The organism is Roseateles asaccharophilus, assembly GCF_004362405.1.
GTDB classification, from domain to species: Bacteria; Pseudomonadota; Gammaproteobacteria; order Burkholderiales; family Burkholderiaceae_C; genus Kinneretia; species Kinneretia asaccharophila.
The window spans coordinates 171,205-192,636 of record NZ_SNXE01000009.1 but is presented as its reverse complement, the minus strand read 5'-3'; the positions used below and the strand labels follow the sequence as shown (position 1 = coordinate 192,636).

Annotated in this window: 22 protein-coding genes; 11 read left to right on the top strand and 11 right to left on the bottom strand. The window is 67.8% G+C overall.

Translation table 11 applies throughout. The features are described from left to right. Positions 1 to 1,146: 1,146 nt before the first annotated feature. The 3 genes from DFR39_RS17410 to DFR39_RS17400 form a co-directional block, all read right to left on the bottom strand. The gene (locus tag DFR39_RS17410) at positions 1,147 to 1,389 is read right to left on the bottom strand and encodes a hypothetical protein (RefSeq protein WP_133605113.1); all 243 of its coding nucleotides are present in this window, start codon (positions 1,387 to 1,389) and stop codon (positions 1,147 to 1,149) included. A gap of 102 nt (positions 1,390 to 1,491) precedes the next feature. Then, positions 1,492 to 1,983: a GNAT family N-acetyltransferase gene (locus tag DFR39_RS17405; RefSeq protein WP_162849572.1), complete on the bottom strand. Its 492-nt coding sequence runs from the start codon at positions 1,981 to 1,983 to the stop codon at positions 1,492 to 1,494. Positions 1,984 to 2,200: 217 nt separating this feature from the next. Further along, on the bottom strand, positions 2,201 to 2,446 hold the full coding sequence (locus DFR39_RS17400) for a transposase (protein WP_133605111.1): 246 nt from the start codon (positions 2,444 to 2,446) through the stop codon (positions 2,201 to 2,203). A gap of 34 nt (positions 2,447 to 2,480) precedes the next feature. Here DFR39_RS17400 and DFR39_RS17395 point away from each other — a divergent pair, with 34 nt between their 5' ends. The 4 genes from DFR39_RS17395 (at position 2,481) to DFR39_RS17380 (ending at position 5,028) form a co-directional block, all read left to right on the top strand. Continuing rightward, complete coding sequence (locus DFR39_RS17395) at positions 2,481 to 2,726, top strand: FitA-like ribbon-helix-helix domain-containing protein (RefSeq protein WP_133605110.1); 246 nt, start codon at positions 2,481 to 2,483, stop codon at positions 2,724 to 2,726. Next, positions 2,723 to 3,115, top strand: a complete 393-nt coding sequence (locus DFR39_RS17390; protein WP_133605109.1) for a type II toxin-antitoxin system VapC family toxin — start codon at positions 2,723 to 2,725, stop codon at positions 3,113 to 3,115. The genes DFR39_RS17395 and DFR39_RS17390 overlap by 4 nt, the downstream gene beginning before the upstream one ends. A 315-nt stretch (positions 3,116 to 3,430) precedes the next feature. Then, positions 3,431 to 3,793: a YciI family protein gene (locus DFR39_RS17385; RefSeq protein ID WP_133605108.1), complete on the top strand. Its 363-nt coding sequence runs from the start codon at positions 3,431 to 3,433 to the stop codon at positions 3,791 to 3,793. A 14-nt stretch (positions 3,794 to 3,807) separates the two neighbouring features. Beyond that, complete coding sequence (locus DFR39_RS17380) at positions 3,808 to 5,028, top strand: RNA polymerase sigma factor (protein WP_133605107.1); 1,221 nt, start codon at positions 3,808 to 3,810, stop codon at positions 5,026 to 5,028. A gap of 38 nt (positions 5,029 to 5,066) precedes the next feature. Here the strand turns inward: DFR39_RS17380 and DFR39_RS17375 are convergent, their stop codons facing one another. After that, positions 5,067 to 5,309, bottom strand: coding sequence for a SlyX family protein (locus DFR39_RS17375; RefSeq protein ID WP_133605106.1), 243 nt, complete (start codon positions 5,307 to 5,309; stop codon positions 5,067 to 5,069). 94 nt (positions 5,310 to 5,403) lie between these two features. On the opposite strand from DFR39_RS17375, the gene DFR39_RS19910 reads away from it, so the two are divergent. Next, a complete protein-coding gene (locus DFR39_RS19910) occupies positions 5,404 to 5,544 on the top strand; it encodes a hypothetical protein (RefSeq protein WP_162849571.1) in 141 nt (46 codons plus the stop codon). Between the two features lie 44 nt (positions 5,545 to 5,588). Here the strand turns inward: DFR39_RS19910 and DFR39_RS17370 are convergent, their stop codons facing one another. The 4 genes from DFR39_RS17370 to apaG all read right to left on the bottom strand — a co-directional run bounded on the left by DFR39_RS17370 (position 5,589) and on the right by apaG (position 9,592). Beyond that, positions 5,589 to 5,849: a hypothetical protein gene (locus DFR39_RS17370; RefSeq protein ID WP_133605105.1), complete on the bottom strand. Its 261-nt coding sequence runs from the start codon at positions 5,847 to 5,849 to the stop codon at positions 5,589 to 5,591. A 1-nt stretch (position 5,850) separates the two neighbouring features. Continuing rightward, positions 5,851 to 7,035 carry a murein transglycosylase A gene (gene mltA, locus DFR39_RS17365; protein ID WP_246030880.1) on the bottom strand — a complete coding sequence of 395 codons (1,185 nt, stop codon included), beginning with the start codon at positions 7,033 to 7,035 and terminating at the stop codon, positions 5,851 to 5,853. Between the two features lie 119 nt (positions 7,036 to 7,154). After that, a complete protein-coding gene (locus DFR39_RS17360) occupies positions 7,155 to 9,218 on the bottom strand; it encodes a site-specific recombinase (RefSeq protein WP_133605103.1) in 2,064 nt (687 codons plus the stop codon). Further along, the gene (apaG, locus tag DFR39_RS17355; protein ID WP_133605102.1) at positions 9,218 to 9,592 is read right to left on the bottom strand and encodes a Co2+/Mg2+ efflux protein ApaG; all 375 of its coding nucleotides are present in this window, start codon (positions 9,590 to 9,592) and stop codon (positions 9,218 to 9,220) included. The genes DFR39_RS17360 and apaG overlap by 1 nt, the downstream gene beginning before the upstream one ends. A 92-nt stretch (positions 9,593 to 9,684) precedes the next feature. On the opposite strand from apaG, the gene DFR39_RS17350 reads away from it, so the two are divergent. The 5 genes from DFR39_RS17350 (at position 9,685) to DFR39_RS20415 (ending at position 13,991) form a co-directional block, all read left to right on the top strand. Next, positions 9,685 to 10,326 carry a DNA-3-methyladenine glycosylase I gene (locus DFR39_RS17350; protein WP_133605101.1) on the top strand — a complete coding sequence of 214 codons (642 nt, stop codon included), beginning with the start codon at positions 9,685 to 9,687 and terminating at the stop codon, positions 10,324 to 10,326. A gap of 52 nt (positions 10,327 to 10,378) precedes the next feature. Next, on the top strand, positions 10,379 to 11,149 hold the full coding sequence (locus tag DFR39_RS17345; protein ID WP_133605100.1) for a substrate-binding periplasmic protein: 771 nt from the start codon (positions 10,379 to 10,381) through the stop codon (positions 11,147 to 11,149). A gap of 79 nt (positions 11,150 to 11,228) precedes the next feature. Next, entirely contained in the window at positions 11,229 to 11,912 is a 684-nt protein-coding gene (gene rpe, locus DFR39_RS17340; RefSeq protein WP_133605099.1) for a ribulose-phosphate 3-epimerase, read from the top strand. Between the two features lie 90 nt (positions 11,913 to 12,002). Further along, the gene (locus tag DFR39_RS17335; protein WP_133605098.1) at positions 12,003 to 12,488 is read left to right on the top strand and encodes a low molecular weight protein-tyrosine-phosphatase; all 486 of its coding nucleotides are present in this window, start codon (positions 12,003 to 12,005) and stop codon (positions 12,486 to 12,488) included. 51 nt (positions 12,489 to 12,539) lie between these two features. After that, on the top strand, positions 12,540 to 13,991 hold the full coding sequence (locus DFR39_RS20415) for a diguanylate cyclase domain-containing protein (RefSeq protein ID WP_133605097.1): 1,452 nt from the start codon (positions 12,540 to 12,542) through the stop codon (positions 13,989 to 13,991). 12 nt (positions 13,992 to 14,003) lie between these two features. Here the strand turns inward: DFR39_RS20415 and DFR39_RS17325 are convergent, their stop codons facing one another. Further along, positions 14,004 to 14,909 (bottom strand): pseudouridine-5'-phosphate glycosidase, encoded by a 906-nt coding sequence (locus DFR39_RS17325; protein WP_133605096.1) that lies wholly within the window; start codon positions 14,907 to 14,909, stop codon positions 14,004 to 14,006. Positions 14,910 to 14,919: 10 nt separating this feature from the next. After that, positions 14,920 to 16,017, bottom strand: a complete 1,098-nt coding sequence (locus DFR39_RS17320; RefSeq protein ID WP_133605095.1) for a carbohydrate kinase — start codon at positions 16,015 to 16,017, stop codon at positions 14,920 to 14,922. Between the two features lie 110 nt (positions 16,018 to 16,127). Between DFR39_RS17320 and DFR39_RS17315 the strand changes: the two genes are divergently transcribed. Continuing rightward, positions 16,128 to 17,462, top strand: coding sequence for a 3-oxoacyl-ACP reductase (locus DFR39_RS17315; RefSeq protein ID WP_133605094.1), 1,335 nt, complete (start codon positions 16,128 to 16,130; stop codon positions 17,460 to 17,462). A 211-nt stretch (positions 17,463 to 17,673) separates the two neighbouring features. Here DFR39_RS17315 and DFR39_RS17310 read toward each other — a convergent pair whose 3' ends face one another. Further along, a complete protein-coding gene (locus DFR39_RS17310; protein WP_133605093.1) occupies positions 17,674 to 21,078 on the bottom strand; it encodes a hypothetical protein in 3,405 nt (1,134 codons plus the stop codon). Positions 21,079 to 21,432 lie beyond the last annotated feature (354 nt).

The window sequence follows — 21,432 nt, the reverse complement described above, 5'->3', positions numbered from 1 at the left end:
GTTGACGGACTTGCCGCGGACGGCCTCGGCAAGGGCCTTAGCAATGTAGTCGCCAGGGAAGTCACTCGCGTGCGCGATTCCCGGCGCAATGTGCATGACCGTTGCCAAGAGTACTGCTCGGAGCAGCGAGGGGGACCTAGTACGCATAACGAGGCTGTCCAATAACCCATTGCCGACGCGTCACGGACGTTAGCGGGCGGAACAGGCGCTGATACAGCAGGGTTTTCATTGCGGATGATTGTGGCGCCAACTGCGGCCGCCCGTGAGCGCTACCGAGGCCTGCTGATGGGGGATATCACGGCCCTGGCCTTGGCCCTCACGGCCTCCAGCCGCTGTGCGCCAGTTTCTCGATGTTGTGCACTAGGCAGAACAGTTGCCCTTGGGGTCCTGTTGATCGACTGGTTGGGCATCGCGGCACCAGCCTACTGGGCGTGTCGCAGAACCCACCAAATGGGCGACAAAAAGAGCGCAAGAAGCCCAATTGACTGGACGGCAGCGACAAGCGCAGTTTGGGCGGGCTGCCGACTCAGCCTTACGTAGGACAAACAAAGAACAAGAGGCATTCCTACGATTAGCCACCAACGAAGTTCCGTGGGCGACGTAATTCGGATCTCAAGTAGGGCCAGGAGAGGCTCAGCGAAGATGCCAGCGGCAACACAAAGCGCGGAGAGTCCGAGAGCAAGGTTGCGGACGAAGGCGGTCATGTTTGCGATGCCCAACGTGAAGGTGAGCGGACGCCGAAGGCGGGCCGCTCGAATGACAGGTTAAAGCTCATGACTTCAGACCCCGCGAGGCCCACCAAATAGCGACCGGTAGCGCGAGGCCGACAGCAATGAAGGCGAAGGGCGCCCACATGACCGGAGTATCTCGAATGCCGATGTACCGCCCCAGACCGGGCGGACCCGCTACAACAAGTCCGAGAGCAATACAGGCAGAAGTGACAACCAGGACCAAGACCGCGCCAACGGTTCGACCCACGGGGCGCCCGGCATTCCTTCGGTGTAGTCCGACGAGCACAGCGATTGCTAGCCCCATAGGTGGGAGCCACACCCACGCGAGGACTATTGCAAATTCCGCACCGGTCATCGCAGCGACTCCATGAGCTTTAACGTCCGCTGCAGCAAAGGGTTGAGCAATAGCCTTGCCTCATTCATAGAACGATTCTCGATGTACTTCGCTTGCGGCGAATGCGATGGCGCGCTTCAGCTCCGCCAACGAGAGCACGACGTCGTGGTCAGATCCATGCAGGACCACCTGCATGCCCAACTCTTCGTCTTCCCGGAACGTCATCAGCGGGTCGGGTGAAGGCATACCATCCGGCCGCGAAACTTCCACATGCATGCCGTCGCCCACGGCCGAGAAGCAGGAGAGGCGCAGGTTGGGCAGCATCTCGGGATCTTGGACGTGCATTTGGCTGCTGCTCAACGTTCGACGTAAGGGGCGGCCGCAAGTGGGCGAAGCCCGCTTGTGGACATCCCCTTGACGGAGGGGTTATGCGTCGGTGCGGATGAGGGGTGCACTGGTAGCAACCCAGTAGCGCAGAAGGCGGTGGCCTTCAGTGGAGACTTCGCTTTCGAAGACGGCGCCACTCTTGCGAAGGACACCTTGCGAACCCGTGTTCTCCGGAGTGCAAACGACAAGGGCCTTTGTAATGCCTCTTGCATTCGCCTGCTGTAGGGTGAGTTGAAGCAGGTTGGTGCCAATGCCGAGACGTCGCATCCTAGGACGAACACGGTAGCCAATGTGGCCACCAAACTGCGCCATCCAGGGCGAGAGCTGGTGGCGTAGGGAACTCATTCCCACCAACTCACCAGAAGCAGGATCGACTGCCCAGTACGCCGACCAAGGAACAAGGCCCTCAAGCTCGCCACGCTCGCCCTTGGCGAGCCAGTCGAGATACTGGGCAAAGCCCTCGCCAAAGAGAACGTCTTCGTAAACGTACTCGCGTTCACCGGCTTCAAGGAACTCGGCGACCATGGCCATGAAGCTGGTCTCGAGGGCGGGTGATGGCGGAATGAGGTTAAGACGCATAACGAGGCTGTCCAATAACCCGTTGCCGACGCGTCACGAACGTCAGCGGGCGGAACGGTCGCTGGTACAGCAGGGCCTTCATTGCGGGTGATTGTGGCGCCAACTGCGGTCGCCCGTGAGCGCGACCAAGGCCTGCTGATGGGGGATATCACGGCCCTGGCCTTGGTCCTCACAGCCTCCAGCCGCTGTGCGCCAGTTTCTCGATGTTGTGCACCAGGCAGAACAGTTGCCACTGCGTGCCCACCTTGCTCAGGCCCCTGAGCGTGAAGCGGCTCAGCCGCTTGTTGTGCCGCAAGTTGACGAACACCGGCTCCACGGTGGCGATGCGCCGGCTGTACAGGCTGCGCCCTCTGGGGCTGGTGGATGCGTCCCGGTCGGGCCACATTGGCTTGCTCATGGCGCATCGGAGTTCCATAATGCAACCGTTTTGGTTGCATTGAGGGCTTCTCATGCCTACCTCCCTGACCCTGAAGAACATTCCCGACGCGGTGTATGAGCGGCTGAAGGCCGCTGCGGAACTGCACCGTCGTAGCTTGAACAGCGAGGCCATTGTGTGCCTCGAGTCTGTGTTGATGCCTGGCCGCGTGGCGCCGAGTGAACGGCTGGCACGCGCTCGGGAACTGCGGGCTGGCTTGCCGCCAATGCAATTCACGGCCAAGGACATTGATGCCGCAAAGCGGGCGGGGCGCAAGTGATCGTTGTTGACACCAATATCCTGGCGTACCTGTATTTGCCGGGCGAGTTCACTGTCGCGGCGGAAGCGCTCTTGGAGCGAGAGCCAGAGTGGGCTGCACCACCGCTGTGGCGCAGCGAATTTCGGAACATTCTGGCGGGCTATGTGCGACGCAATATGCTGAGCTTCGAGCAAGCCTGCAGCCTTCAGGCTGAGGCTGAATCCTTGCTTGAGGGATTCGAGTTCGAGGTGCATTCGCGCGACGTTATGGCATTGGTGCGTGACAGCGAGTGTTCAGCCTATGACTGTGAGTTTGTCGCGCTGGCTGAGCGTCTGGATGCCAAATTGGTGACCATGGACAAGAAGGTTCTCAAGGCCTTTCCGAAGCGCGCTATTTCTCTTGTGGCCTGAGTTTCGACAAAAGCGGCTGCGGCTTACAACCGAATTGCGGCCCACTTTCCAAGGCGCAGCGCTGGCGCATCCTGTCGGCGTTGGGTATGGGGCCCAGATGCTCCGCCTCGTGCTGGCGGTGCATCCCGACGCTCCTGGTCTTGTGCAGTTGAAGCCATCCACTGGACGGCGAGGCGAGGAGGAGCCCAAAAAAATTTTTGGAATAGTGCGCGTCGATGTCGAAATCGGGAGCGTCGGTGGCGTCTTGGGTGCGGGGGCGTGCTGCTGGCGGCCCCCCCCCCTTTCTTCGTTCCCAGCATCCTTGGAGACTTCACCATGCAATACATGTTCTTGCTCTACAGCACACCGGAGGCCGAGCCCGTTTACGGCACGCCAGAGTTCCAGGCCATGATGGCCGACTTCGCTGCCTTCAGTGCCAAGGCCCAGGCCGAGGGCGTTCTGCGCGGCGGCGAAGGCCTGCAGGGCGTCGACACCGCCACCTCCATCAGGGTGCGCGGTGGCAAGGTTGAGACCATGGACGGCCCGTTTGCCGAAACCCGCGAGCACCTGGGCGGCTACTACGTGCTCGATGTGCCCGACCTCGACACCGCCCTGCGCTATGCAGCCCAGATTCCGGTGGCCGCATTTGGCACCGTTGAGGTGCGGCCCTTGCTGGACTACGACCCGGCCGACGCCTGATCGCTGGTGAGCGAATGAGCGCTCCCGCCCAGGCCATCGCGCTCGTCCAGGCGCTGGAGACCGTGCTGCGCCAAGACCGGGGGCGGATGATGGCCGCGTTGACGCACCGGCTGGGTTCTGTCCAGCGCGCGGAAGATGCGCTGCAAGAAGCCAGCTTGTCAGCGATGAGTCACTGGGCGCGCGATGGCCTGCCCGAGTCGCCCCAGGGCTGGCTGATCCGCGTGGCCTTTCGCAAGGCACTAGACCAGCTGCGTACCGAGGGCCGCGACGGCGAGCGCGAGGCGGCGGTGCAGCAGCTCCAGGACTTGCTCGGTCATGAGGAGCCTGAGTCCATTCCCGACGAGCGCTTGCGCCTGATCTTCACCTGCTGCCACCCCGCGCTGGAACTCAAATCGCGGGTGGCGCTGACGCTGCGAACCGTGTGCGGCCTGTCCACCGGCGAGATCGCCCGCCTGTTCCTGGATCAGGAAGCCACTATGGGCCAGCGGCTCAGCCGGGCCAAGACCAAGATAGCCCGCGCAGGCATCGCCTACGCCGTTCCGGCGCCTGAGCATTGGGAGGCGCGGCTGCAGGCGGTGCTGACCACTGTCTACCTGATCTTCACCACTGGCTACAACGCCGCAGCCGACGAAGCGCGCGATCTTTGCGGTGAGGCGCTGTTTCTGGCGCGCTTGCTGGATGCTTTGTGCCCCGCGCAGCCCGAGATTGAAGGTGCACTCGCCCTGATGCTGCTGACCGAGGCCCGCCGGGCGGCGCGGGTCAGTGCCTGCGGCGCGACGGTACCGCCCGCCGAACAGGACCGCCGACTGTGGCATCGCGAAGCGGAAGCCGAGGGGCGGCACAGGCTGGAGGCGGCACTGCGGCGCAAGCGGGCCGGGCCGTTCCAGATCAAGGCGGCGATCAGCGCGTGCCAGATGGCCGAGCCCGGGCCGGACTGGCCGCAGATACTTTGTCTGTACACGGCGCTGCTCCCGCTGGAGCCGACGCCTGTGGTGCGCGTCAACCACGCCGTTGCGATGGCTGAGAACGGATTGCTGGCGGCGGCGCTGGCCACGCTGAACGCACTGCAAGAGACGTTGGCCGACTTCCAACCCCTGCATGCCGCGCGCGCTGCCGTGCTTGCCATGGCGGGCCAGACCGATGCGGCCTGGCGGGCGTACGAGCAGGCCATCGCCCTGGCGAGCCATGAATGCGATAAGCGCTTTCTTGCCGCGCGGGCGGCTCGCCTGCGCTGAGTGTCAACGCCCCGCCCCGCCTCGCAAATCGCAGCATCTCAGTAATGCGGCGGCAGCTCCTCGCGCAGGCTGCGCACCGTGGCCCCGCCGCCATCGCCCGAGCCCTGCTGCTGCTTCAGTTCCTGCAGCTGCCGGGCCAGCAGCTCGATGTGCTGCTGCTGGCGGGCCACGATCTCGTTGAGATGGTCCACCAGGTCTTCGGCAAAGCTGGCCTTGATCTCCAGCTCGGTGATGCGCTGCTCCAGCAGCTCCAGGGCCGGGGTGTCGTTCTTCTTCGTCATGCCGGTATTGGACCGCAGAAGCGCGTGCCGGCGTGAAGAACTGCACGGTGCTTTGCCGGCGCGGGGCGCGGGTGCCCCTAGCATCGCGGCCACCATGAAACTGATCTACATCTTCGGCGCCATCCTGATCTGCAGCCTGCTCGGCGCCCTGGTGGCCAACCGCGCCATGAAGACCGCCCTGCTGGTGGCCACGGGCGCGCTCTCGCTCTACGGCATCTTTCGCCTGGTGGGCTGAACAAGCGTGCCGGCAGGCGGTGAGATGGGGCGGCTCTGGGGCAGCTAGGCCTGGTCCTCGGCGGCGTTTGGCGCCGGCATCAGCTCGATGAGCTGCTGGACGAAGTCCAGCGCCTCCTCGGGCGTGCCGAAGTAGTACTCGCCGCCCAGGTCGGCGGCATCACCGTCGGGGCCGATATGCACCACGCTCCAGCCCTCGGCCCCGCCGCCGATGGCGCAGATGCCAAAGCTGCCGGGCGCCAGTTCGCGGGCGCTGCCGCCGGTGACGAAGATGTCGCGGCCTAGATAGGAGTGGTAGCGTTTCAAATCAAGTCCTTGGCCAGAGTGCCCAGAGGCGTAGCGGGGCCTTCATGCGGCCGGCCTGGGTCTCGGCCTCGGCGCCCCAGCCCCAGAAGAAATCGGCCCGCACCGGGCCCACGATGGCGCTGCCCGTGTCCTGGGCCATGACCAGGCGGCGCAGGGGCGTCGTGCCGCCCTGGCCATTGCTGAGTGTGCCGCCATCCAGCCACAGCGGCGTGCCATAGGGCACGCTGGCCCGGTCCACCGCGATGGAGCGGCCGGGCGTGAGCGGCACGCCCTGGGCGCCGCGCGGGCCTTGCTCGGGGTCGGGCAGGGCCTCCTCGCGGAAGAAGACATAGCGCGGGTTCTGCCACAGCAGCTCCTGCAGGCGGCCGGGGTTGCGGCGCGCCCAGTCCTTGATCTGGGGCCAGGAGGCCTCGCCGGGACGCAGCTCGCCGCGCTCGATCAGCAGCCGGCCGATGGACTGGTAGGGGTGGTCGTTGTGGCCGGCAAAGGCCAGGCGCCTGAGCACGGGCGCGCCGCCCTCGCCCTCGCGCACCCGCACCCGGCCCGAGCCCTGGATGTGCAGCACCAGGGCGTCCAGCGGGTCTTCGATATAGAGCAGCTCCTGGGCGCGCAGGCGCTCGCGCTGCTCGGTCTCGATCTGCTGGCGGCTGAAGTAGGGGCGGCGCCGGTTCAGATCGGGCGGGGCGGCGTGCAGGGGCACGCGGTAGCCGCCGCCGGGGCGGCGCTGGGCGTCCAGCAGGGGCTCGAAATAGCCGGTGAGCAGGCCCTGGGCCTCGCCCTCATGGCTCTCCACGCGGTAGGGCTGCAGATGCTTGATGAGCCAGAGATGGGCCTCCAGATCGTCGGCCGGCGGCTGCTGGCGGGCGCGGGCGCAGAGCTGCTCCCAGCCCGGGGCCGGGCGCTGGCAGCCACGCAGCAGGGCGGGCCAGAGCTCGGCGGCGCGGTCCTCGCCCCAGCCGGGCAGCTCGCTCCAGTCCGCCGCCACCCAGCGCGAGCGCTCGCGCTGCAGCACCTGGCGGGGCAGGCCGGTGCCCTGGGCGGCTGGCGGCGCGGGACTGAGCACGGGCTGGCCGGGCGAGGGGGCGGGCCGGCTGTCGGGCGGCAGGGGCACGGTGCTGCTGCAGGCGGCCAGCAGGCCTCCTAGAATCGCGGCCGCCAGCAGGCCAAACAAGGAGCGCAAAGACATCATGGGATTACTGTTGCTGGAGGCGCTGGGCGCCTTGGCCCTGCTGATTTTCATTGTCTGGTGGACGATGTTCTCGGGTCGCAAGGGGGGCGAACGCCCCCGGGACGAGGACCAGGACCCTAGGCCTTAGGCGCGGCGGGTGGTGGCGCGCTGCCGGCCACGTCGCTGTCCCGCGGTGGCAGGAAGAAGCTGCGCGGGTTCTCGCGCAGGCGGCGCCAGATGGCGGCGCGCAGCTGGTCGCGCTCGGCCACTTTGAGGCCGCGCGACTGCAGGGCCACCTTGAAGGCCAGCAGAAAGCTCACCGAGAGATTGAGCAGGCCGGTGAAGGGGATGGCGGCCACGCACCACCAGAACTCCGGCCGGCGCAGCACCTCCCAGCCCAGGGCACCCGCGGCGGCCGCGATCTGACCGGTGGACAGGGTGACATGGCGCACCTCCAGGGGCAGGGCGAAAAAGCCCAGCAGGGCGGGCACCAGACCCAGCATCAGGCCCAGGGATACATTGGCCGCCAGGCCCGAGATATTGCCGCGCCACCACTGGGCCCAGCGCTGGGCCCGCTGTGCCCCGAGGCGCGCCACGATGCGGGGGTTCCAGGCGATGGCGGCATCCAGGCGGTGAAACACGAACCAGTTCTCCACCCAGCCCGCGATCAGGCTGGAGGCAAAGAGCAGCACGCCGGTGAAGGCGGCGAACAGCAGGGTGGGGCCCAGCAGGGTCATGGAGTGCAGCACGTACTCGGCCTGCTGCGGGCCCACCAGGGTCTGGCCAAACAGCAGGGCGCACAGCAGCTGCACCGCCAGCACCACGGGGGCCACCACGGCCAGATTGCCCACGATGCCCGCCATCTGCGAGCGCAGCAGATGGGCCACCTCGTCCACGAATTCCTCGCGGCCGGGCTCGTCGGCCACATGGTCCAGCTTGGCGGCCATGGCCGGCGCCGTCATGGCGGGCTGCTTGGTGGCCACGGTCCAGTGCAGCAGCTGGATGAGCACAAAGCTCAGGGCGTAGTTGGCGCCGGCCCAGAAGCCGGCCCAGAAGGCGCCCAGGGACAGGGCCGTGACCGCGAACTTGATGAAGGTGGTGCCCGCGATCACCAGACCGCCGCCCGCGGCGCGGCGCAGCATGTCCCGGTACTCGGCGGCATTGCGGGTGATGTAGTGCTCACCGGTTTCGGCGCTGCGCTCGGCCACCTTGCGTGCCAGCAGCGAGTAGTGGCGCGCAAACAGGGTGCGCAGGCTGCGCCGGGCCTGGACCACATCCACCAGGCTGCTGGTCAGGCGCAGCAGCTCACGCTGGGGCTGCTCGGACACCAGGCAGTCCAGCAGCATCTCGATGCGGCGCAGCCGCTCCAGCAGCTGCTCCACCTCGAACATGATGTCCACCGAGACGCCGAACTCCTCCAGATGGCGCGGCACGCTTTCGGCTGCGAGCCGGCAGTGGTCCAGCAGGGCGCGCAGATAGCGCAGGGCGGGAGCCAGGGCCCCGGGATCGTCGGCCAGCAGGGCCTCTCCGAAACGCTCGGTGGCGCCGGGCAGCTGGGCAAAGGGTTGCGGATCGCCTAGCAAGCCCTCTTCCATGCGCAGTCGCAGCGGGCCCGAGAGCCCGGCGGCATGCACGGCGCCGGTCAGCATGGTCAGGCCGCTGAGCATGGGCCGGCGCCAGATGCCGGTGCCGGGCAGGGCCTGGTCGAAGAGGGTGCCCAGGCGCGCCAGCAGGGCCTCGTCCATGGCGTTCAGCCAGGCGGCGTCCTGCGGGTCGGGGAAGAGCAGGTCGAAGAGCTCCCCGAGCTCGCGCGTGTCCACGGTGTCGGGCAGCAGGCGCAGGCGCAGACGGTGCAGGGCCTCGCTCCACAGTGCCATGCGGGGCGCAAAGCCCACATCCGCGAACAGGCCCTCGGCTCGCATGTCCTGCCAGACCGAACCCAGCACCGCGGCAAAGCGCGCCGCGGCCTCGGGGTTGCGCTCCAGCATATTGAGCAGATGCGTCAGGCGCAGCAGGGGCAGGGGACGGGCGCCCTCGGCGCTCGTCTCGTCACCCTCGCGGGCGGCCGGGTGGCGCAGCCACTCCAGCAGGCGCACCAGCCAGAGATTGCGGGCGGCCAGTTCGGCGCGCGGATCGGCGGCGTTGAGCAGGGCGGTGAGGTCCCAGCCGCCGCCGCTGCGGTCTCGGGCCGCTGCGCGCATCAGTGCAGCAGACCCGGCTCGGCCAGCGCGAACTCGGGCACCGGGGCGTAGAAGACCTCGGCCTGCTCGGTGACGCAGAGGAAGCGGCCGCTCATGCTGCCCTGGGGCGTGGCGATCTGGGCCCAGGAGCTGTACTGGAAGCTCTCACCGGGCTGCAGATAGGGCTGGTGGCCCACGACGGCCAGGCCCTGCACCTGCTGGACCTGGCCACGGGCGTCCGTGATGGTCCAGTGCCGGGCGATCAGCTGGGCGGCGACATCGCCGGTGTTCTCGATGGTGATCTTGTAGCTGTAGGCAAACAGTCCACGTTCCGGATCGGTCTGCTCCGGCAGGGCTTGCACCACGGCGCTGCAACGGAATTGCGCTTGAGCCATGCGGCATTCTAGGGTCAGGCCCGTTATGCTGGCCGCCGCGGCCACCATGCCCCCGAAGACTGCGGGGCCGCCCCCAGGAGAGGAAGCCCATCATGTCCGAGCCCCAGCTGTTCCTGCCCCATGACGGGCGCCCGCGCTGCCGCTGGTGCGCTGCCGGGGCGGACTGGCCGCCCTATCTGCACTATCACGACACGGAGTGGGGCTTTCCGGTGGCCGATGACCGGCGCCTGTTCGAGAAGCTGAGCCTGGAGGGTTTCCAGTCCGGCCTGTCCTGGCGCACCATCCTGGCCAAGCGTGAGGCCTTTCGGGCCGGCTTCGCCCAGTTCGAGATCGACGCCGTGGCCGCCTTCGGCCCGTCCGATGTGCAGCGTCTCTTGCAGGATGCGGGCATCGTGCGGCACCGCGGCAAGATCGAGGCCGTGATCCACAACGCCCGCTGTGCCCAGCGCCTGCGCGAGGAGCAGGGCTCGCTGGCGGCCTATATCTGGTCCTTCGAGCCGCCGCCCGCGGCCGAGGCCGCGCACCGTGACCAGACCGAGTCGCCGGCCTCCCAGTCCTTGTCCAAGGACTTGAAGCGGCGCGGCTGGAAGTTCGTGGGGCCCACCACCATGCACGCCTTTCTGCAGTCCATGGGCCTGATCAATGACCATGCCGCGGGCTGCGTGATTCGCGCCGAGGTGAGTCGCCAGCGTCAGGGTTTTCGGCCGCCGCGATCGGCCGTGGCGGGCGCTTGAGCCTGGGGTCCACCCTTGCTGTGGCGGCCCCTGCCGACGCTATGCTTGAACCATGCCCCCGCCTCGCCCCACGATGCCCCGGCTGCTTGCAATGATCGTCGCCGGCCTGGTTCTGGCCCAGGGGCAGGCCCAGCCCCTGCGCAGCATTGCGCAGGCGGGCGCGCCGGTGAAGTACGCGGCCCCCGGCGAGGCCCGCCCGGGCCTGTGCCGCGAGGCCGCCCAGGCCCTGACGCAGTTCGACCCTCGACTGCAGTTTGCGGGCCTGGAGCGGGAGGCCTCGCTGCGGCGCATCGAGCGCATGCTGGAGCACGACGAGATCGATGTCTTTCTGTGTCTGCTGGACACCCCCGAGCGCCGTACCCGTTTCGATTTCCTGGCGGTGCCCATTTACCGGGTGCGCCATGTGCTGGTGCAGCGCCGGGAGGATGAACGCCAGATCGAGAGCTATCCGCAGCTGGCGCAGCGCAGCCAAGGCCTGCCGGTGCTGGTGGCGCAGGGCTCGGCCCTGGTACGGCAGCTCGACCGCCAGGGCGTGCGATACAGCGATGCGCCGGCCAATGACATCGTGGCCCTGCGCATGCTGCTGGCCGGGCGCGGAGATGTGGTGTATGGGCAAGACATGACCCTGGCACCCCTGCTGCGCCTGCCCGAATTTGAGGGGCGGCTGCGCCTGGGCGAGGCCACGCTGTCCGAGGACCGTCACCATGTCGCGCTCAGCCGCCGCCTGCCCGGGGCCACCCGTCAGCGCCTTGAAACCGCCCTCGCCACCCTGGAGCGCAATGGCACGCTGCGTGAGCTGGCCGAGCGCTATCGCCGGCCCTGAACGGCGCGCCGCGGGGGCGACTCAATAGAATTCGGGTTCTCCCACCTCACCCACCAGCTCCATCGAGTTGGCGCGCGCCATGAGCACCACCTATCGCATCGCCCCCAGCATTCTGTCCGCCGACTTCGCCCGCCTGGGCGAGGAGGTCCGCCATGTGCTGGCCGCCGGGGCCGACTGGATCCACTTTGACGTGATGGACAACCATTACGTGCCCAATCTGACCTTCGGACCCATGGTCTGCGAGGCGCTGCGCAAGCATGCCGTCAAGCCGGATGGCACGCCCGCGCCCATCGATGTGCATCTGATGGTCCAGCCCGTGGACGCCCTGGCCCAGGCCTTCTGCCGCGCGGGCGCCGATCTGGTGAGCTTCCACCCCGAGGCGAGCGCCCATGTGGACCGCACCCTGCAGCTGATCAAGGCCGAGGGCAAGCAGGCCGGCCTGGTGTTCAATCCGGCCAGTTCCCTGGAGGTGCTGGAATGGGTGATCGACAAGGTGGATCTGGTGCTGATCATGAGCGTGAACCCCGGCTTCGGTGGTCAGAGCTTCATTCCCAGCGCCCTGCGCAAGCTGGAGGCGGCGCGCAAGATCATCGACAAGAGCGGCCGCGACATCCGCCTGGAGATCGATGGCGGGGTCAAGGTCGACAATATTCGCGAGATCGCCGATGCGGGCGCCGACACCTTTGTGGCCGGCTCCGCCATCTTCGGCAAGCCCGACTACAAGGCGGTGATCGATGCCATGCGGGCCGAGCTGGCACGCTGAGTTTGAGGTCCGGGGCCACCGTGAGGCCCCTTTTTCTGGGACAGGCGCCGGCCCGCGCGAGGGGGCCTGTTTGCCTATGATGTGGCCGACATGAATACCCGCCCTCCAAGCCCGGCACTGCTCCTGGTCTGCACCGCCAATATCTGCCGCTCGCCCATGGCGGAGGCCGTGATCAAGGCCCAGGGGCTGTTCGCCCAGGTCGAATCGGCCGGTCTGCATGCCGGTCCGCGCGGCGAGCCCGTCGATGCCCGTGCCCTGCGGGCCCTGGGCAAGCGCGGCTATGAGCTGGGGCGGCGCTGGCGCTCCCGTCCCGTGGTGCTGGAGCGGCTGGAGCTGTTCGATCTGGTGCTGGTCATGGAGCTGGAGCATCTGCAGTGGCTGCGCGAGCGCGCGCCCGCCCATCTGCACGAGCGCCTGCAGCTCTTCATGGACTTTGTGCCCGGGCGCCGCGGCGAGGAACTGCCGGATCCCTACTACGGTAGCGAGCAGGGCTTCGAGAATGTGCTGGACCTGGTGGAGCAGGGGGCGGCCGGACTGCGCCAGGCCCTGGAGCGCGGACTGTTGCAGCCAGCCTGAATCGGGGGCCTCCCGATGACGCAATCGGGTGCCAGGCCTTAAGCTGCGCGCATGCAGATCCGCAGCAAGCTGGCGCTTCATTTGGCGACCCTGCTGGCGCTGGTGTCCCTGCTGGTCGTGGCGCTCTACACCTTGGTGCAAGCCTGCCAGCTCCGGGAGCAGCGTCAGATGGAGGGTTTGCGACTGCACACCCTGGCGGCGGAACTGCCCTTCACTGCCGATGCGCTGGGCCGCATGGCGCGGCTGTATGTCTACAGCGGCGATGTGCGTTATCTGCGCTACTACGAGGAGCTGCTGGACATCCTGGAGGGGCGCCGCGAGCGTCCGGCGGGCTATGGCCCGGGCTACTGGAATCTGCGCGAGGCCGGGGCGCCGGTGGCCACGCCCGTCGTCGGTGAGGCCCATTCCTTGCTGGCACGCTTGCGTGCGGCGGGGGCCAGCGAGCAGGAACTGGCCGAGTACGAGGCGCTGCTGCGTCGGCTGATGGGCTTGGTCGGCATGGAACGCCAGGCCATGAATCTGGCCGGCGAGGCCTGGACGGCCGGCCTGGGGCGGCGGCCGGCCGTGTTTGGCGAGGCCTATCTGCGCGAACGCGCGGCCCTGGTCGCCCCCTTGCAGCGCCTGCAGCAGCAATTGCAGGAGCGCCTGGTGCACGCGCAGCGCGAGTCCCATCTTCAGGTGCGCCGCTCGGCCTGGGTGGCGGGGGTGGTGGCCCTGCTGCTGGTGCTGCATGCCCTGTGGGCCACCTGGCGCTTTGACAGCTCGGTGCGCCGGCCCCTGGTCGTGTTGCGGCAATGGGGCGCCGCGGTGCGCGCCGGGCGGCTGGACAGCCGCACCCGGCTGGACAGCGCGGATGAATTCGGCGAGCTGTCCGCCGTGATCGACGAGATGACGGCCTCGGTGGAGCGCAGCCTGGCCGAGCTGCGCGAGGAGGTGCAGCGCCGCAAGCGGGCCGAGGAGGCTGTTCAGCACCTGGCCAACCACGATGCGCTCACCGGACTGCCCTCGCTGCGCCTGCTGCATGACCGGCTGGACCGTGCCCTGGCCCGGGCCGAGCGCCAGCAGGAGCAGCTGGCGCTGATCTTCATTGATCTCAACGGTTTCAAGCCCGTCAATGACCGCTATGGCCATGAGGCGGGCGATGTGGTGCTCAAGGTGGTGGCGCAGCGCCTGGCCGGTGCCCTGCGGGATTCGGACACCGTGGGCCGTGTGGGCGGGGACGAGTTCGTGGCCGTGCTGGTGGATGTGGCCGGGCGCGAGGCGGCCGAACTGGTGCGGGCCAAGCTGGAGGCCCTGGTGGCCCAGCCCGTCTACCTGCCGGGCGCGCAGCTGGCGGTCCAGGTCAGCGCCGCCATGGGCCTGGCCCTGTATCCCGAGACGGCGCGCGACGCCGCCGGCCTGCTGCGCCAGGCCGACCTGGAGATGTATGCGCGCAAGGCGCAGTACAAGCGCGCCAACGGCGAGCCCCTGGGGCGCGAACCCGGCCCGCCCGCCGCGCCCTGAGTGGCGCGGCCCTCAGCCCAGGGCCAGGGCCAGGCGGGCGCCGGCCTGGGCGTTGTGCTTGACCAGGGCGATATTGGTGGCCAGGCTGCGGCCCTCGGTGAGGGCCTTGATGCGGGCCAGCAGATAGGGCGTGACGGCCTTGCCCGTGATGCCCTGGGCCGCGGCTTCACCCAGGGCCTGCTCGGTGATGGCATCGATCTCGGCGCGCGGCATGGCGGCCGCGGCCGGCACCGGGTTGGAGATCACCACGCCGCCGGCTAGGCCCAGCGCCCACTTGGTCTTCAGAAAGCGCGCCTGCTCGGCGGGCTCGTCGATGCGGAAGTCGGCCTTGAAACCGGAGTCCGGCGTGTAGAAGGCGGCGAAGTTGTCCTGACCGATGGCCAGCACCGGCACGCCATGGGTTTCCAGGTATTCCAGGGTCAGGCCGATGTCCAGAATGCTCTTGGCCCCGGCGCAGACCACGGCCACCGAGCTGCGGGCCAGCTCCTGCAGATCGGCCGAGATGTCGAAGCTGGTCTCGGCGCCGCGGTGCACGCCGCCGATGCCGCCGGTCACGAAGACGCGGATGCCGGCCAGCTCGGCGCAGATCATGGTGGCCGCCACCGTGGTGGCGCCGATCTTGCGGGCCGCCAGGGCATAGGGCAGGTCGCGGCGGCTGATCTTCAGGGCCTTGGGCGAGCGGCCCAGCAGCTCCAGCTCCTCGGGCGTCAGGCCCACGCGGATCTTGCCGTCCAGCAGGGCGATGGTGGCGGGCACGGCGCCGCCGGCGCGGATGATGTCCTCCACCTCGCGCGCGGTCTGCACATTCTGCGGATAGGGCATGCCGTGCGAAATGATGGTGGATTCCAGGGCCACGATGGGGCGGCCGGCGGCGCGGGCGGCGGCCACCTCGGGCGAGTAAGCGATGAAGTCTTGCATGGCGGGTTCCTCAGGAATGGGTGGGGGCGGCGAGCCACTCGGGGCTCAGCGCGGGGTGAACGGTGGCATCGGTCTGCAGGGTCAGGGCGGACAGCCGCTGGCCCAGTCGGCAGGCCTCGCCCAGGGCCTGGGGGTCGCGCTGCAGCACGGCGGCCACGCCGGCGGCAAAGGCATCGCCCGCGCCGGTCACGTCGCGCACCGCGTCCACCGGCGCGGCGGCCAGGGCGTGCAGGGCCGGGCCCTCGCTGTAGAGCAGGCCGGCCGCGCCGCGTGTGACCACCAGCTGACGCAGGCCGCGCGCCTGCAGGCGCTGCCAGGCATGCTGGAAATCGGCCTCGCTCTCCACCGGCGTGCCCACCAGGGCGGCCAGCTCGCCGGCATTGAGCAAGAGGGTCTGCAGGCCCTGCAGATCGGCGGGCAGGCGGGCCATCTTGGGCGCGGAGACGGCGACGGCCAGCAGCGGCCGGCCCAGGGCACGGGCCTCGGTCAGCAGCAGGGCCACGCTCTCGGCGCCCAGGTTCAGATCGAAGAGGGTGAGGGCGGCACCGGCGCGCAGCGGTGCGCTCTGGCGCAGAAAGCCGGCATCCAGGGCATCGACCACCGACATCTCGGCCAGGCCCAGCACCATGGCGCCCTGCGGGTCCAGCACGGCGGTGTAGCTGCCGGTGGCCTGGCCGGGCAGGCGCAGGCAGCCGCCCACATCCACGCCCAGGCGCTGCAGCCCGTCCAGCAGGGTCTGGCCGGCGGCGTCCTCGCCCACGGCGCTGAGCAGGCGCACCGGCAGGCCCAGGCGGGCCAGGTTCTCGGCCACATTGCGGGCCACGCCGCCGGGCGTCTCGCGCTGGCGCGCCGGGTTGGACTCGCCCATCTGCACCGGCCCCAGACTCTGCAGCTTGCGGTCCAGATTGCAGCCGCCGATGCAGACGATGGGGGCCTGGGTGGGCGGCAGCATGTAAGCGCGGCCCAGCAGCCGGCCCTCGCGAACCAGGCTGGCCACATGGCCGGCCACGGCCGAGCGCGACAGGCCCAGGCGTTCGCCCAGCTCCTGCTGGCCCACAAAGGGATTGGCCCGTATCAGGGCGAGCAGCTGCTCTTTCTTGCTGTCCATGTCGCCAGTGTACAGACAATTGTCTTTTATTAAAACAATTGTCCGCGATCGGGCATGGGGTCCTGCCTTCCTACAATCGGCGGCCCTGATGCCCAAGCCCGGGAGCCGCCTTGACCGACCGATTGCTCAGCCTTGCCCAGCAGCGCTGGAGCGCGCCCCTGCTGCGCGCCCTGGGTCTGCCCCAGCCCCAGCCGCTGCGGCGCCGCGCGACCGTGGCCTGGCAGCGCCAGGAGCTGGCGGGGCGCCGCCTGCGCCTGCTGGCCGCCGCGCCCAGCGCCCTGGCGCCGCGACTGCAGGCCTGGGCCGAGGCTTGCGGATTGGTGCTGTCCGGCGGGGATGAGTCTGCCCAGGCCCTGCTGCTGGACCTGAGCGCCGCCAGCCGTCTTGACGAGCTGCTGGCCCTGCGCGCCCTGGCCCAGCCGGCCGTGAGCGGCCTGGCGCGGGGCGGCCGGGTGCTGTTGCTGGCGCCGCCGCTGGATGCGGCGGCCGGGCCCGAGGCTGCGGCCGTGGCGGCGGCCCTGCGCGGCTTTGTGCGCGCCCTGGGCAAGGAGCTGGGCCGGCGCGGCGCCAGCGCCAATCTGCTGGCCCTGGACGCCGGGGCCGACACGGCGGCGCTGGAGGCCGCGCTGGACTTCTTCCTGGGTGATGGCGGCGCTTATGTGAGCGGCCAGGTGCTGAACCTGCCCAGCGCCGTGGCGGGCGCGGGCGAGAGCTTGCAGGGCGCCCTGGCCGTGGTCACCGGCGCGGCCGGCGGCATTGGCGCGGCCACGGTGCGCCGCCTGGCGGCTGAGGGCGTGCGCCTGCTCTGCGTGGATGTGCCGGCCGCGGCCGCGCCCCTGCAGGCCCTGGCGGCCGCGGTAGGCGGCGAGGCCCTGGGCCTGGACATTACCAGCCCCGCGGGCGTGGCCCAGCTGGCCCAGGTGGTGGCGGCGCGCGGCGGCGCCAGCCTGCTGGTGCACAACGCCGGCATCACCCGTGACCGCAGCCTGGCCCGCATGAGCGCGGCCGAGTGGGACAGCGTGCTGGCCGTGAACCTGGGCGCGGTGCTGGCCATCGATGCCGCCCTGGACGCCGCCGCGGCCCTGCGGCCCGGCGCGCGTGAGATCTGCCTGGCCTCCATCAGCGGCATTGCCGGCAATGCGGGGCAGACGAATTACGCGGCCAGCAAGGCCGGCCTGATCGGCCATGTGCAGGCGCGCGGCCTGGCGCTGGCGCGGCGTGGTGGTGGCGGGGCTTTCGCGGTGGCGCCGGGCTTCATCGAGACCGCCATGACGCGGCGCATGCCCTGGATGCTGCGCGAGGCCGGCCGCCGGCTCAATGCCTTGAAGCAGGGCGGCCAGCCCGAGGATGTGGCCGAGGCCATCGCCTTTCTGGCCCGGCCCGAGGCCGCGGCCTTCAGCGGCCAGACCCTGCGGGTCTGCGGCCAGTCCCTGCTGGGTGCCTGACCGTTTTCCATCGCTTCAATCCGAGCAAGCATGAAGCAGCTGACGATCGCATTTCTGAAACGCAACGCTCCAAGATGACTTTGCTGGGCGGATACTCAGCGGGGTGCAATGAATCTACCAATCTGTGTGGGACAGGCGGCTACGCGTTTTCAGCCGTGCGCATTTACCCCGCTGGTCATCCACGTAGTGCGAGGCCTTTGCCAACCTAACTTCAGACTGTCACCGGGCCGACCGGCCGATGGGGTGTGGTGCTAGCACCTTCGCCTAGAGGGTACTCGGCATATAACGACAGAACAACATGCACCTGCAGCTCGCGCTCATCGGGCGCCGTCCACTCAGCGTCGCGAGTTGCGGCCTCAAGAGTGCCTGGCGCCACGACGAGCGATTCAACGCAAGCCAGAGGCACAACGTAGCACGCATGGTCAGGCGTCCTTCGCGAAAGAATGGGGGCGCCGTGGATGAAGAGTTTCTCAACGCCACCCACCTCCTCTCGCTCGAGCTGGTGCGCTGTCTGGGCGGGCTCGCGGCCGGCAAAACCGCGAAGCATCTCGGGTCGCAGGCTCTTGCCGCCCCGACCGTTGCCGGCCAAAACGGCAGGCTCCACGCCCGCAGCTCGAGAGCGTTGGACGGCAGCTCCCACACGGTCAACAAAGACTCCAACTGGCCTGGTGTCCGAATAGTCCTCCGGCCAGGTGGGCTCCTCGACTGCCGTCGCTCCAAGCTGTTCGACGACATCGTGAATGGCATGTTCCTCAAGCCTTGCGCGCACCTCGTTCCCGAAATTTCGACCGTGCGATTCAGCGTTCTCGGCGCCTTCCGCAAAGCTTTCCCGTAGAAGTTCGAACGTGTAGGTTTTCGCCGCAGACAGGACCAGGCCTTCTCGCACCGAGCCGAAGGGTGACGGTGACTTTGGATGGAGCGCACCCTGGATGACGCCGCGCACGAAGGCGTCCTTCAGGGCCTGTGTCAGTTCCGTGCATCGGATAGTCCAATGGCGATGCCAACGGGCTGTGGACGCAAGGTGGGCACATGTGGAAGACGCTGCGAGCACCTGTGCATCGCCCAACTGGTCCTTGCCCATACGCTCGCGCAGCCGGTCAATTAGCCGCCGCTGCGACGGATTGGCCAGGAGAGAGTCGAGCGTGAGTTCTGCGGCCAGGCCGCTCAAGAGGATGTCGGCATCGGACAGCGTCTGCAGGTCACGCCATGCCCTCGCAAGAAGGTCGTTTGACTTACGCACCATCCATGTCGGATTGACCTGAGCGCTGTCTGCGAACATCCCCAGCAAGCGGGTCCAGCCGGCCTTGTATCCGGCGATGTCGAGCCTTGGCATCGAGCCCGCGAAGCCCCAACCTGCAACGTCGGGCGACGTCTTGTCGCGATGCAAGCTGCTGGAGAAGCTTTCCAGAAATCCTGAAGTCGAGCGGTCTATGAAGGCAGCATGGATAAGGCGCTCCAGAACATCGTCGGACGCGTGGATGGTGTCGACCTCCACGTTCGCACCTCGATGAAGCTCTTCGCCTTGAAGAAGCGCGACCGCCATGTCCACTCCGAGCTGCGTTGCAGGCGACCACGCCTCATCGTCTGCGGGCACCGTCTCCAGCAAGATGAGGATGAGCTGCAACCGCATGGCTTCGTAGTAGCGACGCACTGCCAGGGTCACGGCACGTGTCCCTGTCCCCACATCGGCGGGTGAGTCGTCCGTTGCGAGCTCGAAGCGCGCGTCTTCCCATGAAAGGTTGAGCAAACTCATGCCGACCCTGGAGAAGCCCGGGAGGTAGGACATCATGTCTGTCGAATGGGATTTCAGGTTGAAGCCGCCCCACTTGAGGAAAAGGTCGCAGTAACGCCTGGATGCCGTGAGGTCTCCTCGCTCAACCGCTTTGCAGAGTTGCGCTGCGACCGTATCCAGATGGAGGCGCAGAAGCTGCCCGTTCCCCACGGCAGCGTTCCAGACATCGGCGTCGGGGGCGGCCATTGGCAGGTCGGAGCTATGCGTGACGTCGCTCCAAACGCCGACCATGATGGCCAATAGCTCGTCGTATAGGGTCTGGTTCACCGCAGACAGTTGCGGCAACGCTTCGGGCGCTTCGTTCCGCTTGACGGCGTTCCTACGCCACCAGTCTGAGAGCTGGAAGTCGAGATGTGTGAAGACTCCCATGCACCCGTTCGCAACATTCAAGTTCGCGGCCTTCGTCGCAGCGAGGAGCCGCGGGGCGACGTAGGCCGTTGCGCGGAACATCTCGGTCGACTTGGGTGCTACCTCCAGCGCCTTCGACGAGATGTCCGAGAAGGTTTGCGTCCATCCTGAAAGGAACGTCTTTCCCCACCAGACGTAGCGCGCTTCGCTCAGCAGCGCGGTGTTGTCATCGCCCTCCACGCTGGTGAACTGCCCCGACTTGAGCAGGTCAGCGACCAGCATGCTGAGTTCGAGCACCATCTCCGCGGCATCGGCGAATTGCCCCTGGTCGGCCAAAGTCACGGCCGTTGACGCCATCTCGGACAGGAGCCCTGACGTGGTCGCCGAGACCAGCCGGCTGGGGCGCCCGGTGTAGAAGAACGACGTCGAGACGAGGGCTCGCTCCCACCAGAGAAGCGGAGGCCCGTCCGAGACCGCCGCCAAATACTGAACGCCTTCGGTGCGGCCAAACGTCACGCCGATGTCCAGGGTCGCTCGTTCGACGCCCTTCTTTGCCGTACGGCGCAACCAGGAGCGCGCGACAAACTCCAGCGTGGGAAGGAAGACCTCTGCGAGCGCGGCTCCGTCGGTGACGTTGCGCGTGACGCAACTCACGGACTTCGGTCCACCGCGCACGGGTCGTACCGACGGCGAGCCGTAGCGTGGCGTCGAGCCGTCGCGGGCGGGAAGCATGAGCCGTTGGCCAGCGATTCCCTGGCGCAGGCTCTCGCGCATCTCTTCGAAGTAGATGACGCCGATGGCGGCCTTCCAGACAAACGCGCGCTGCTCGTCAGCCTGTAGGTACTTCAACGTGCGAGCGAGGAATAGCGCGCTCATGACGATGTTGAGCAGGAACCATGAGCCGGTCAGCACCAAGAACGGCTCAAACAAGTCCGCCCACGAGCCCTTCAAGATGGGCGTACCGAAGTACGCGACGGTCAATAGCGAGAGCAGCGCGAGAGAGCTCGCGCCGGCGGGCACGACGCCGCTGCTGAGCGTGTAGATGCGGAGGGCGACTTCGGATTTCGCGCGGCGTTGAAGGAATACCGAGACGAACGAGAAGACCAGCGGATAGACCAACGCCACGAGCGTGCCCTGCACTCCCAGCACCACGCCGATGAAGGCGCCGACATCGACGTCGCCCGCCTCCCAGTCCGATGCGACCACCGTCAACTTGGTTAGGACTGGCAGTTGCTCCGCACACGCCAGCATCAGGCCTTTGATGCATGGCCACGCATAGGCCACGAACAGGGCGCACAAGGTCGCGACCTCGAGGACGAACAGGATGGGATGACGTGCAGCCCAGAACAGCTGGCGGTTGAGCAGCGTGGGCTTGTGTTCTTGACGCACACGGTTGCCGCGGAGCATGTCCTTCTGGGCACGCCGAGCGGCGAAGGTGGTCGAGCCGGGGAGGAGCGAGACAAGGGATGCGAGCATGATAGGCTGGTGGCCTCTGCTGCAGCCACGCGTGTAGTTCTTGGGCCTGCCCCCGATGCTGCCGAAGGGGCCGCTTGTGTGGCGCGATTATCCGGTCGTTCGGACGCTGTAAACCTCCGCAGAGCAGTGCGCCCTCTGCCGCCGCTCGAGGTAAGGAGGCGCACAAAGGCCGGCACCAATTGCAAGAGCATCTGGCGGAGGAGAACCATGGCAGTTGCGGCGGTCAAGACCCGGGCATTTACATGGCGGTGAGTCGGACTTCTGCGTCTCTGCGACATTCCAGGCGCGCTACTTTTTGAACTCTATTTGCGGTGGTGTGCGACGATGAGGGCTAGCTTCTTGAACTTCTTTTTG